The sequence below is a fragment of the Faecalibacterium sp. BCRC 81149 genome, assembly GCF_022750605.1.
In the GTDB taxonomy this organism is placed as follows: domain Bacteria; phylum Bacillota; class Clostridia; order Oscillospirales; family Ruminococcaceae; genus Faecalibacterium; species Faecalibacterium duncaniae.
The window spans coordinates 421,223-433,853 of the sequence record NZ_QXJA01000002.1; the positions used below are offsets into that span (position 1 = coordinate 421,223).

The 12,631-nt window shown below is 55.4% G+C and carries 10 protein-coding genes; 5 read left to right on the top strand and 5 right to left on the bottom strand.

The annotated features are described in order from the left end of the window. The first annotated feature begins 12 nt into the window (after positions 1–12). On the top strand, positions 13–1,494 hold the full coding sequence (locus D3F01_RS04840; RefSeq protein ID WP_242886318.1) for a recombinase family protein: 1,482 nt from the start codon (positions 13–15) through the stop codon (positions 1,492–1,494). Positions 1,495–1,806: 312 nt separating this feature from the next. On the opposite strand, the gene D3F01_RS04845 is transcribed toward D3F01_RS04840, so the two are convergent. The 5 genes from D3F01_RS04845 to D3F01_RS04865 all read right to left on the bottom strand — a co-directional run bounded on the left by D3F01_RS04845 (position 1,807) and on the right by D3F01_RS04865 (position 7,355). Then, entirely contained in the window at positions 1,807–4,209 is a 2,403-nt protein-coding gene (locus tag D3F01_RS04845; RefSeq protein WP_242886320.1) for a glycoside hydrolase family 2 TIM barrel-domain containing protein, read from the bottom strand. Positions 4,210–4,236: 27 nt separating this feature from the next. Further along, the gene (locus tag D3F01_RS04850; RefSeq protein WP_242886322.1) at positions 4,237–5,145 is read right to left on the bottom strand and encodes a DUF4300 family protein; all 909 of its coding nucleotides are present in this window, start codon (positions 5,143–5,145) and stop codon (positions 4,237–4,239) included. 142 nt (positions 5,146–5,287) lie between these two features. Next, positions 5,288–6,034: an N-acetyltransferase gene (locus D3F01_RS04855; RefSeq protein WP_242886324.1), complete on the bottom strand. Its 747-nt coding sequence runs from the start codon at positions 6,032–6,034 to the stop codon at positions 5,288–5,290. A gap of 86 nt (positions 6,035–6,120) precedes the next feature. Next, the gene (locus tag D3F01_RS04860) at positions 6,121–6,546 is read right to left on the bottom strand and encodes an RNHCP domain-containing protein (protein WP_242886326.1); all 426 of its coding nucleotides are present in this window, start codon (positions 6,544–6,546) and stop codon (positions 6,121–6,123) included. 179 nt (positions 6,547–6,725) lie between these two features. After that, the gene (locus D3F01_RS04865; RefSeq protein ID WP_242886333.1) at positions 6,726–7,355 is read right to left on the bottom strand and encodes a TetR/AcrR family transcriptional regulator; all 630 of its coding nucleotides are present in this window, start codon (positions 7,353–7,355) and stop codon (positions 6,726–6,728) included. Between the two features lie 237 nt (positions 7,356–7,592). On the opposite strand from D3F01_RS04865, the gene D3F01_RS04870 reads away from it, so the two are divergent. From D3F01_RS04870 to D3F01_RS04885, 4 genes are all read left to right on the top strand, one after another. Then, entirely contained in the window at positions 7,593–8,213 is a 621-nt protein-coding gene (locus D3F01_RS04870) for a YigZ family protein (protein ID WP_207697017.1), read from the top strand. A 209-nt stretch (positions 8,214–8,422) separates the two neighbouring features. After that, the gene (locus D3F01_RS04875) at positions 8,423–9,421 is read left to right on the top strand and encodes a deoxyguanosinetriphosphate triphosphohydrolase (RefSeq protein WP_097770300.1); all 999 of its coding nucleotides are present in this window, start codon (positions 8,423–8,425) and stop codon (positions 9,419–9,421) included. Positions 9,422–9,442: 21 nt separating this feature from the next. Continuing rightward, positions 9,443–11,218 carry a DNA primase gene (gene dnaG / locus D3F01_RS04880; protein ID WP_242886335.1) on the top strand — a complete coding sequence of 592 codons (1,776 nt, stop codon included), beginning with the start codon at positions 9,443–9,445 and terminating at the stop codon, positions 11,216–11,218. Positions 11,219–11,259: 41 nt separating this feature from the next. Then, positions 11,260–12,276: a sigma-70 family RNA polymerase sigma factor gene (locus tag D3F01_RS04885; protein ID WP_242886337.1), complete on the top strand. Its 1,017-nt coding sequence runs from the start codon at positions 11,260–11,262 to the stop codon at positions 12,274–12,276. Positions 12,277–12,631: the final 355 nt, after the last annotated feature.

A 12,631-nucleotide genomic window follows, 5' to 3' on the forward strand; every position in this document is an offset into this window, starting at 1 on the left:
GGAAGTGAGTCTATGACCGCCGTAATCTATGCCCGCTATTCATCGGATAACCAGCGCGAAGAATCTATCGAGGGGCAGATTCGGGAATGCACGGCCTATGCGGAAAAGAACGGCATTACGGTCATCAAGCACTACATTGACCGTGCATTCTCTGCAAAAACGGACAATCGCCCGGAGTTCCAGCAGATGATCAAAGACAGCGGCAAGAAGCTGTTTGATGTTGTTCTCGTCTGGAAATTTGACCGCTTTGCCCGGAATCGTTTTGATAGTGCAAACTACAAGATGATCCTGAAAAAGAACGGTGTCCATCTGATCTCCGTTATGGAACCCATTGCCGAGGGCTCACAGGGCATTCTGGTGGAAACGCTGCTGGAGGGTATGGCAGAATACTATTCGGCAGAGCTGTCCGAAAAAGTGATTCGTGGTCAGACCGAGAACGCCTTGAAGGGTAAGTGCACTGGCGGTACGGGAACCATCGGCTATAAAATCGACGATGACAAGTTTTATCATCTTGACCCGCTGACCGCTCCGCTGGTGTTGGAAGCGTTTCAGCGGTATGACAACGGCGATAAGATGGTGGAGATCGTAAACTTTCTCAACGACAAGGGTGTCCGCAATATGCTAGGCGGCAAAATGACCCACAGTAGCGTGAATACTATGCTGAAGAACCGTCGGTACATTGGCGAACTGTCTTTCCGGGATATCGTTGTGCCGGATGCAATTCCGGTTATTGTTCCGAAAGACCTGTTTGACCGGGTGCAGAAGCGTCTGGATAAGAACAAGCGTGCCCCTGCCTGTGGCAAGGCAGATGAGGAATATCTGCTGACCACCAAGCTGTTCTGCGGCAAGTGTGGTGCGCTGATGTTCGGTGAAAGCGGAACCAGTGCAACCGGACGCACCTACTATTATTATAAATGCGCCAATGTCAAGCGGCGCAAGGGCTGCAACAAAAAGACCGTGCAGAAGGATTGGTTGGAAGATCTGGTTGTTCGGGAGACCATGAAGCTGATTCAGGACGATGCGGTGATCGACAAGATCGTTCAATTGGTCATGGATGTCCAGAATCAGGAGAACACCACGATCCCGCTGCTGGAAAAGCAACTGCGAGAGGTCAACAAAAAGCTGGACAACCTGATGAAGGCGATCGAGGACGGCTTGTACACCCGGACAACGAAAGAGCGTCTGGAAGCGCTGGAAAGCCAGAAAGACGAGCTGACTGCAAAAATCGCAGATGAAAAATTGAAGAAGCCCAGCTTCAATGAGGATTTCATCCGGTTCTGGCTGATGAAATTCAGAAAGTTCGATATTTCGCAGAAAAAGCAACGCAAAGCATTGATTGAAATCTTTGTAAATGCCATTTTCCTGTACGATGACCGGATGCTGATTACGTTCAACTACAAGGATGGCACCCAAACCGTCCGTTTTGAGGACACTTTGACCGCTGATTCGGCGGAGGAAAAAAGTTCGGATTTGTCCAGCTCTGCTGGACCATAAATCCAACGATTTCACGTTAGAAATCGTTGGATTTTTTTTGTTTGTGGCCTGACCTCATTTGGTTTTGACCACAATTTTGACCACAATGCCATAAAGAAAGTTTGGAGAACCATTCAAAGAAATGCTCTGAACAAAAACTGAATACGGTTATTTTGACATAGCAACGTTGCTTATATAGAGCGAAGCACTACTTATAAATAGTGGTGTCAGGAATTGAGATTTTGTGATACCAAAAAAGACCCCCTCGCTTTTGATAGGAATCTCATGCAGGGATGTCCTTATCTCAACGCGAAGGTGTCTTAATAACGAGGGTCAGATGCCACGGAACGTAAAGGTGAACTCCACAGGCTTGGTCACATCAGGAATATACTCCGGGTGGACATTGGCACCCCAGCTGTCATCGCCGCCAACGCCCATCTGCTCACCCATGGCACGAATCACCGTGTAATGGACCGGGGGCAGCTCGTAGGGATGCTTGGCACTCTCCATTTCATGGGGAGTGTAGGGCAGCGCAGAGAAGAACATGGGCTTTGCGGCATCTGCGGTAAACAGCAGCCCGCGACCCTTGCGGTCCACTACCTTTGCCCAGCGCACAGCGGTCTTTGCACCGCACTCCTGCGGCACAAGGTACTGTGCCATGTTGTCTGCAACCTTGTTCTGGTAAATGCCCAACTTTGCACCATGCTGACGATCCCAGTAGGTCTCCGCAGGGCCGTTTCCGTACCACTCCACCGTGTCGTAGTCAGCGTCGATCTTGAACAGTACGCCGAACTCCGGCATTGCTGCAAGTCCTTCCACCGGGTCATAGTGCAGGGTGGTCTGGATGCGGCCATCACCGAACACACGGTACTGCAGGCTGCACTCTGCTGCGGGGCTGGTCTGGAGGTTATAGAGATAGGTCACGACCACGCTGTCGGCTTCCACCTCGCAGGTGGGGTTCTGGAGGATGGTGCCGCCATGAACAGACGGAATCTCCTTGCCGATGCCCTTGGCGGTAGCGTACAGGCTTGCCAGCTTCCACTGACCGCGAACGCCGCCCATGTTGTTGCCGCAGTCGTTGTCGGTGGGAGCGCGCCAGAAGTTGGGCCGGGGAATCTCCTGAATCATCTCCTTGCCGGTATAGCGGTAGGAAGTCAGACCGCCGTTCAGATCGGAGAACAAAACATCGAAATTCTCACCCCGGACACCGATGTTGTGTGTACCGTGCGTAACGGTAAACGGCGTGACCTTCTTGCTGGGAATGGAACGAACCACAGCGATCACACCCTGTCCAAAGGCGACTTCGTGACCCTTCTTTGCCCAGCTGGTGTCCTCCTTCAAACGGAAGCTGATGGTCACTGCATATTCACCGGGGAGCGCAGGAACCATAAAGGGCAGCGGGAAGCTGGAACGCTCTTCGGGAGCAACATCAATATTGGTCAGTTCCTGCTGCTGATACAGCTTTCCATCGCGATGCAGCAGTGCAACGCAGTCGAAAGCATCCGTAGAGGTGAACAGGTTCTTGTTCCAGACTTCGAAGCCAGAGTTGTCGATGGAAACGGCGATGTTCTGATAGCAGAACTTGACCTCCTGCATCTTGGGAGAAGGAGCACGGTCACCACCGTAGGCAATGCCGTTTCCGCTGAAATTATAGTCGGTAGGACGCTCACCGAAGTCACCGCCGTAGGCTTGGAACCACTTGCCGTATCGGTCTTTTTTCCAGATGGACTGGTCGATGTAATCCCAGATAAAACCGCCCTGATAGCCGCAGTCCTTCTGGTCGGCAAGTTCCGTGTATTTGTGCAAAGCACCGTTGGAGTTGCCCATAGCATGAGAATATTCGCACTCGATATAAGGCCGCTTATCGCCCTGTGCCAGATACTCTTTAATGTCCTTCACAGTGCTGTACATATGGCTCTCGATATCGGTGGTTTCGAGGAAGCGGGGATCATTGACCACACCTTCGTAATGCACCAGACGGGTGTCATCAAAGCGGCGGACCATCTCTGCCATCTGGAGCAGGGTCTCACCACCAAACGATTCGTTGCCCAGAGACCAGATCAGAACAGCAGGATGGTTTTTGTCACGCTGGTAAGTGGAATTCATGCGGTCAAACAAGACGGCTTTCCACTCTGGCTTATCATTGGGCAAAACGCCCTCGATGCCGCGAATGCCAGCCTGATGGATGTCCCATGTGCCATGGGATTCCAGATTGTTCTCTGCAATCAGATACAGACCATACTCGTCGCACAGGTCGTACAGTGCATCCTGATTCTGGTAATGGCTGGTGCGGATGGCATTGATGTTGTTCTGCTTCATGGTGATGATATCCCGAAGCAGTTCCTCATGGGTGTGTACACCCACAGCACGACCCGTAATGGAGCTGAACTCATGACGGTTGGCACCCTTGAACACGATGCGCTTGCCGTTGAGCAGCATCCGATTGTTCTTCAGCTCGAACTTGCGGAAACCGACTTTCTGCCCGGTCACCTCTACCAGATGGCCTGCATCGTCCAGCAGCTCGATTTCCAGTTCATACAGAGCCGGGTCCTCTGCACTCCACAGGTGGGGGTTCTCCACCGCATGGCTGAACAGCGCAGAGCCGCCGTTCAGCGGGATTTTTTCGGAGAACACTTCCAGCTCACTGCGGCGCAGGGTCAGACGGGCTGCGCCCTTACCCTCGCCAACTTCGGGCTGACCTGCGTGGATGATACCCATATCTACATCGGGGAGCATAAACGGCTTCCAACGAATAATATACTTTCAGCTTGCGTTTTCCTGTTCGTCAAGAATGCGCCAGCCGTCCATCAGGTCTGAATTTTCCATAATAAAGGTGTGGGCAGTATCCTGTCCCCACGAGTTGTCGTATTTCAGCATCAGATAATCGCTCAACTCGGTTCGATTTTTGAACTTCAACAAGCGATACGGCTCCTGAAAAGCGACCTTTTCAACGAAATATACTGCATCCGATGTGGGAAGCATAACGCCGACATGACCGATCATAAGAGAATTGTCCGTTTCAGAGAACTGATCGTGCAGGACTACGGAGACGAGACGGATCTTATCATCTTCTACGAAGGAGAGACCGCGTTTCTTCCATTCCTGTTGAATCGTTTTCAAATGGGTAGAAATATCGGTCGTATTGGTGGTTTTAACTGGGGCGAACAGCGCATCAAACTTTTGCCGTTCGTCGCCGCAAAGGGATTCCGGGTCAGAGTCCAGTGTTTCATAGTCCATAAACAGGGTGTCCTCGGCTGAGTCAAGGTCTGCCTTGCCCGTGACAGTGATAAAATCACCGAACAGCCCACAAGCGGTGATCCGACAGTTCCAGCCGGGGAAGGTGTCATATTTTTCCGTCCATGCGTCCTGCATGGAGTAAGGATCGTATTTCAGATCCGAAGGCTTGGCATTTTCAAACCCTGTGGTGAGCCATGCCGGGTCCACAGCATTGTTGAACTTTTGCACATGATCAAAGAAGGTCTGTATCCGCAGGTCGGATACGCCGGCATCCTGCAAAAGCTTGGAAAGAAGAGCTTGTGTATCCGAATCTGCCAAATTGGAGTATTCAATTTGCTGAGGGACGGGCTGAGAAGTTTTTTGAGTGCAGCCTCCTGCCAGAAGCGCACCGCAAAAAAGTGCAGCGGAGCAGACAAGAAAAGTTCGACGTTTCAAAAATGGTCACCTCGTTGTGTTTTTCGGAAAATTTCTTTGAGTGCCGGAGTCTCCACCATAGGCGAAGAGAGCAACGCCGTTGGTCTTGTAACGAATGGTATCACAGATAAACAAAGAAAATCAATGACTTCTGTCGTATGGTTCAATCCGCTGCGCCTGCCAATTTCAAAAATTTCTTGTCCGACTGGATGCTCTGGGTCACAAACTTCCCATCCCGGAACAATGCGTATGTTGTGACCGGTGCGGGCACATTTTGTGCCGTCTCTTTCTCTGTGATGTGGATGGCTTTGAACGGGATTCCATGTTCCTTTGCAGCCTCCTGCACCTTTGGCACCCAATAATAGGTGTAAGGGCACTGGTCGGTATAGTAGAGGACAAAGCCATTCTCCTCCACCTTGGGATGCTTGGCGCAGGCCTTGAATTTTGGCGGCTGGGCACTCTCTGCAAGGGGCAGGTACATGAGGTTGATGCCGCAATCGGAGATGTCCGAAACCTTGAAGCCCTTATGGGTCAAAAACTTGGGGTCGGCGAGAAACTCCCGTTTGCGCCCCTCTGCACACAGAATGCAAACACCGTTTTTGCCCTGCGCCTTGGCATCCCGAAGGCATTCTTCCAGCAGTTCGCTGGAATAGCCGTGCCTCTTCATGGAGCCGGAGACCCACAGGCAGTTGATATAAAGCCAGCCTGCCGCATCAATGGGCACCCATGCGTTTTCTGCCGGGATGTACTCGATAAAGCACTTGCCGCGCTCTGCACTGCGGTAAAAAACAAGCCCCTCCTCAAAGCGCTGCTTGAGCCATTCCTTCTTGGCAAGGCTCTGTTTGCCGGACATGGCACAACAGATATGTTCCTTGTCGATGTTTTCTCTGGTAACTCTGATATAGTCCATCTTGCGATCCCTCCTAAGTTGCAAAAAAGCCGCTGTGCCGCAGAGCGCTTCTCCGACACAGCGGCCTTTTTGTTTGTGGCTGCGACTTACCGCATTCGTCCATCGCCGCCCATCAAGGCGGTCATTTCCTCAATATAGTCCAGCGGGAACGGCGGAGCGCACAGGGGCTTCATGGCAATGCTCATGAGCTTCATGGGATTGTCGTCTGCCGCCACCCGGTTGGAGCTGAGTTTTCCGCAGCGTTTGCAGCGGTGGATGATGGCCCATTCGCCGCTTTTGCGTACCCAGACTGCCACCGGCTCCATGATGCCGCCGCAGTCGGAGGCACGGTCGCCGGGTTCTTCATCCACATGAAGGCTGGACAGGCAGTTGGGGCAATGGTTGCGGTGGTCGCTCCCGGCATTTTGCGGGGTGCAGACCCGTCCGCAGACTTTGCAGGTAAAGGTATCGTTGCAGGCGTGGGTCTTATAGTAACCTTTTTCAAAGGTCTTGCGTTTGTTTTCACGATTCATGGTATGGTCCTCCTGAAGATCTGTGTTTGCTCGTCTTCGGGAGGCGTGGCTTGTGGTATTTGCCAGACCTCCCGGTCAGGCCACAAGTCCCAGTGCAAATGTAGTATGTTTCAAAAAGCTCTCCTTTGATTATAGCATTTATGACTTTTTTCTGCTTCAACTAAAACTCAAAAATTCCTTTATTTTTCGCCTCCCACAATGTTAAAGGTCCGGAAGAACAGCTTTACATGGGCATCCAGCTTTTCAAGGCTTTCAGCTTCCCGTTCCGGCTGACGGTCGCAGACGCTCAGCAGGACGATGATCGGGGAAACATACATCCACGCCAGCGTATCCGGGTCTTCGTTTCGCAGTTCGCCGTTTGCAACCAGCGCACGGAAGATGCCTGCATGGTAGGAGATCATCCAATCCACATAGCGTTTGGAAAGCAGTTCGGCAAACTTGGGGGAACGGAACTGCTCCAGCGTCATCATCCGGCGGAACTGGCTGATGGTTTTATCGTGCAGCGAATAAAGGAAGATCTGTCGGACTTTTTCAACCAGCAGCTCCTCTGAGATGTGGGAGAAAACTGGGATACCCTTTTGGGAATCCTGTACATGGACCGAGATCTCAGCGGTGTCTTTCTGGTAGTGCGCCGAAGTTGTTTCCAAAATCGCATCAAAAATCGCCTGCTTGCTGGGGAAGTGGTTGTACAGCGAGGGAGCCTTGATGCCGACCGCTTTTGCAATTTCACCCACGCTGACCGCATCGTATCCCTTGGTCGAAAACAGTTCCAGAGATTTTTCCAGAATGCGCTGCTTGGTATCTTCCATTTTCCTTTGCCTTTCGCTAACTAATATTCGTTAGCTACACTATAATCAAAAAAGTTCCCATTGTCAAGAGGTTTTTCTGGAAGACAACGAAACTCCGTCATTACCGCAGGCTAACGGCAACGATCAACAGAACACCAGGTTGTGTTCGCTTCAGCTTTGCAGCTGCAGGCTTTTTCTTTGCCGGGATTTATGCTATACTTATTAAATAAATCAAATCAATGGGCAGGAGGAACCAGCGTGGAGGATTACCGCACCATCCGGGGCACGGCCACCGGCGAATATGAGGAAAAGAAGAGCCGCTTTATTGCGCAGCTCTCCTTTGCGGACAGCGAGGAAAAGGCGGTGGCCTTTTTGGAGCAGGTGCGGGCAGCCAACCGCACGGCCCGGCACAATGTGTACGCCTACCGCCTGCGGGAGGGCAACCGGGAGCGCTACTCCGATGACGGTGAACCGGCCAAGACGGCGGGAACCCCGGCGCTGGAAGTACTACAGCACAGCGGATTGACTGACCTCATCGTGGTCATCACCCGGTACTTTGGCGGCGTGCTGCTGGGCACCGGCGGCCTGGTGCGGGCCTATACCACCGCCACCGCCCGCGCACTGGAAGCCGCCGAGGTGGTCACGGTACGCAGTGTAGTGGAGCTGGAAGTGACGGTGGATTACTCACTCTACGAGCGGGCGGCGCTGCTCATCCAGGCGGCGGGGGCAAAGCTTGCAGACCCTCAGTTCACCGACCGTGTCACCCTGCGCTGGCAGATGCCTGAGGGTACGGAGCCGCCCTTGCTGGAGCAGCTCCGGGAGTTGACCCGGGGCGGTGCACAGGTAAGTGTGTCGCAGCCGTTCTACGCTCCGTTCTGACCTGAAAGCTGACTGCCTGCCGTTATGACACAGACTTCCCTGCGGGGAAGGCTGGGGAGCAGCAGTAAAATCAAGAAATTTTATTCGTTCCAAGACAAAAACTTTCCCCCTTCGACAGGGCGGATGTGCTATACTTGCCGCAGACGCGGCATGGGGATCGGCTGCGCCGTGCGAGAGGAGGGGGAGAAAACAGAAAGTGAGGGTTCCTGATGGATGTACGACAGCGCACCGAAGAGATCGAGCGGCTGACCTTGGCCCCCTGGGCAACATTCAGCGATGCCAGCCGGGGCCGGGTGAGGCCCGAAGAGCAGGACCCTATCCGTCCGGTGTTCCAGCGGGACCGTGACCGGATCATCCACTGCAAGGCGTTCCGGCGGCTCAAGCAGAAAACGCAGGTGTTTCTCTCACCGGAGGGCGACCTCTACCGCACCCGGCTCACCCACACGCTGGAGGTGGCGCAGATCGCCCGCACCATCGCCCGCGCCCTGCGTCTCAACGAGGATCTGACCGAGGCCATCAGCCTGGCCCATGACCTGGGGCACACGCCCTTTGGCCATGCGGGAGAGAGCGCACTGGACAAGCTCTGCCCGGAGGGGTTCCGGCATTATATGCAGAGCCTGCGTGTGGTGGACAAGCTGGAAAAGGACGGCAGGGGCCTGAACCTGACCTGGGAGGTGCGCAATGGCATCGTGACCCATACCAAGGGCACCTGGGCGGCTACCCCGGAGGGACGCATCGTCCGCATGGCGGATCAGATCGCCTTTGTGAACCACGATATCGAAGATGCCGTGCGTGCCGGTGTGCTGGACCCGGCCACCCTGCCCAGAGAATGCACCGCCGTGCTGGGGGAGACGAAGTCTCAGCGCATCACCACCATGATCAACAGCATCCTGCGCAGCAGCGAGGGGGATGTGCAGGTGGGCGCGGAGGAGAACGAAGCCTTCCTGGCCCTCAAGGACTTCATGTACCGCACCGTCTATGTGGATCGCAGCGCCAAAAAGGAAGAACAGAAGGTGGAAAAGGTGCTCACCGAGCTGTACGAGTATTACCTGACCCACATCGAACAGATGTCCAACTTCTACCTGCAGCTGGCCTATCAGGAAGGACGCGACCGCGCAGTGACGGACTATATCAGCGGCATGAGCGATGAATTTGCCATCCGTACCTTTGAGGATGTCTTTGTGCCCCGCAAGTGGCATGTGTTATAAAAGGAGCATCGGAATACCAAAATGATCCCACACGAATATATTGAGGAACTGACCCGCCGCACCGATATCGTGGATGTGGTGGGCAACTATGTCCAGCTCAAGCGGAAGGGGCGGCTGTATGGCGGCCTGTGCCCCTTCCACAGCGAAAAGACCCCCTCGTTCTATGTCTACCCGGATACCCAGAGCTTTTATTGCTTTGGCTGCGGCGTGGGCGGCGATGTCATCCACTTCGTCCGCCGCATCAACAGCATCGACTACACCGAGGCGGTCAAGATGCTGGCTGCCCGCGCGGGAATGCCGGAACCGCAGGAGGACGACAAGACGGGCCGCCTGCGCAGCCGCATCCTTTCCATGAACAAGGAAGCCGCGCGGTATTTCCACGCCTGCCTGAACTCCACGGTCGAGGAAGCCCGGCAGGCCCGGGCCTACTGGCGGCGGCGCGGTCTGGACGACAAGACCATCGTCCGGTTCGGGCTGGGCTATGCACCGGATGACGGGCAGGGGCTGTACCAGTATCTGCGCGATAAGGGGTACAACCAGCAGGAGCTGGATGCCAGCGGCCTGTTCAAGCGCAGCCAGTCGGGCCGGATCTACTGCCTGTTCTGGAAGCGGGTGATGACCCCCATCTTTGACCTGCGGGGCAACATCATAGCCTTTGGCGGGCGTGTGATGGACGATTCCAAACCAAAGTATGTCAACAGCCCCGAGACACTGGTCTATCACAAGTCGGATACCGTGTTCGCTCTGCAGATCGCCAAGAAGAGCGCTTCCCGGCGGTTCGTTCTCTGCGAGGGTTACATGGACGTTATTTCCATGCATCAGGCGGGCATCGACACGGCGGTCTGCGCCTGCGGCACGGCCCTGACTCCGGATCAGGTAAAGCTCATCAGCCAGTACGCGGAGGAAGTCATCCTGAGCTACGACTCGGATGAGGCCGGTCAGAAGGCTACCCTGCGCTCGCTGGAACTGTTCCGTAACAGCCCGGTCAAGGTGGGCGTGCTGCAGATCCCGGGTGCAAAGGATCCGGATGAGTACATCAAAAAGTATGGCTCCGAGCGGTTCAAGGCACTGCTGGACGGTGTGGGCAACGCGCTGGACTTCCGGCTGGGGCGGCTCAAGAACAAATACGACCTCAAGCAGGATGCCCAGCGGCTGGAATATGTCAAAGAAGCCGTGAATATGCTGGCGGAGCGCTCCAACCCCACCGAGCAGGAGGTCTACGCCGGGCGGCTGGCCGAGGAGACGAACATCTCCAAGAATGCCATTATGACCCAGCTTGCCGATGCAGTAAAGCGCTCCAACAGCAAACGCCGGTGGGCGCAGAATCAGGCACGGCTGCAGTCCGGTGAGATGCACCAGATCAGCGTGCCGTACAGTGCGGGCGGCTCTCAGGCGCTGGGGGTTGCCTCGGCAGAACAGCGGCTGCTGGCCGCCATGCTCCGGGAGCCCAGCTATATCCCGCAGGTGCGGGCCCAGGTCAGCCCGGAAAAGTTCGTTCTGCCCCAGCAGAAGGAGCTGTACGAAGCGTTTCTGCAGTGCCAGGAGCAGGGAATCGAGATCAGCCTTTCCACTCTGCGCCCCTTTGTGAGCGAAGAGGCGCTGAATGAGCTGAGCCGCCTTGCGGCACAATACAGCGATGTGAACTGTACGCCGGACGATATCCGGCTCTATCTGGACCGCATTGCCCGGGGCACCCCCGTGGCAGGCAAGGCGGCCGAAATGTCCAATGATGATTTGATACGGTATCTCCAGTCGATGCGAGAAAAGAAGCAGGGCACAGACCCTGCGGACGACTGACCGTTCCTCTCCTCCGGCTGGAGCTGGAAGGAGAAAGAATCATGCGGAAATTGTCGCAGACGGAAGAACTGGTAAAGATCCTGGCAGGCCGGGCCCGCCGCCATACCCTGACACCCGAGCAGATCAGCCGGGCCATGGATGAGCAGGAATACGATGTATCCGGGCTGGATGCGCTGTATGCGGCGCTGGAAGCCCGGGGCATCCGTGTAACCGAAGAAGAAGCGGACATGCCCATGCTGGATGAAACACAGATCGGGGAACTGGAGCACGAGCTCTCAGCCGAGGGCGTAGCGCTGGATGACCCGGTGAAGGCATATCTGAAGGAGATTGGCCGGGTGCCGCTGCTGACAATGGAACAGGAGCTGGCGCTTGCCCGGGCCGCGCAGGCCGGGGATGCGGATGCCCGGCGGAAGCTGAGCGAAGCCAACCTGCGGCTGGTGGTCTCGGTGGCCAAGCGCTATGCCGGGCGGGGGCTGCCCTTCCTTGACCTCATTCAGGAAGGGAACCTCGGCCTGATGAAGGCGGCAGAAAAGTTTGAACCTGACCGGGGGTTCCGGTTCTCGACCTACGCGACATGGTGGATCCGGCAGTCCATCACCCGGGCCATTGCCGATCAGGGGCGGGTCATCCGCATCCCGGTGCATCTGGTGGAGAGCATCAACCGGGTGAAAAAGACGACAGGGGAGCTTTTGCGCAAAAACGGCAGGGAACCCACAGCCGAAGAGATCGCCGTCCGGCTGGACATGGAGCCTGACCGGGTGCGGGAGCTGCTGCAGCTGGCGCAGGACCCCATCAGCCTGGAAACACCGGTGGACGAGGCCGGGCGGGAACTGCTGCGGCGGGAGCTGGCAAACGTCCTCAAGAGCCTGACACCCCGGGAGGAGCGGGTGCTGACTCTGCGCTTCGGGCTGGAGGACGGGCAGGCCCGCACCCTGGAAGAGCTGGGAAAGGAGTTCAACGTGACCCGGGAACGCATCCGGCAGATCGAGGCCAAGGCTCTGCGCAAGCTGCGCCATCCCAGCCGCGCAAAGCGACTGCGGGATTATCTGGAAGAATGAGCACATAAGGGCACCGCGGGCAGCTGCGGTGCTTTTTGCATGGGCAGGGGAGAGCACGCATCAAGAGCCAAGGTGTACAAAATGCACAAGGGTGTTTTTGGCGAGAACGTGCAAAACTCAAAAATCAAGAGCCAAAATGCGCAAAGCTTACACGCACCCGTGCGTACCATGAAATCGCGGGCTTGACAAAAATATTGGGCCAAAATGCGAAAAATGGCTTGACAGCAAGGCTTTTGAGGTGTATACTGCATTAGTATCACATAATGGCCTAGTGCGCCAAAAAGGGAGCTGCACTGGAAGCGGCTGGACGGTGTTGACCGAAAAGTTTGTGAAAAGCGACGAACTTCCTTGGAGG

Coding starts and splice junctions, on each gene's coding strand:
- dnaG (WP_242886335.1), top strand. CDS start 9,443: ATGATCCCACACGAATATATTGAGGAACTGACCCGCCGCACCGATATC.
- D3F01_RS04855 (WP_242886324.1), bottom strand. CDS start 6,034: ATGGACTATATCAGAGTTACCAGAGAAAACATCGACAAGGAACATATC.
- D3F01_RS04875 (WP_097770300.1), top strand. CDS start 8,423: ATGGATGTACGACAGCGCACCGAAGAGATCGAGCGGCTGACCTTGGCC.
- D3F01_RS04885 (WP_242886337.1), top strand. CDS start 11,260: ATGCGGAAATTGTCGCAGACGGAAGAACTGGTAAAGATCCTGGCAGGC.
- D3F01_RS04840 (WP_242886318.1), top strand. CDS start 13: ATGACCGCCGTAATCTATGCCCGCTATTCATCGGATAACCAGCGCGAA.
- D3F01_RS04865 (WP_242886333.1), bottom strand. CDS start 7,355: ATGGAAGATACCAAGCAGCGCATTCTGGAAAAATCTCTGGAACTGTTT.
- D3F01_RS04845 (WP_242886320.1), bottom strand. CDS start 4,209: ATGCTCCCCGATGTAGATATGGGTATCATCCACGCAGGTCAGCCCGAA.
- D3F01_RS04860 (WP_242886326.1), bottom strand. CDS start 6,546: ATGAATCGTGAAAACAAACGCAAGACCTTTGAAAAAGGTTACTATAAG.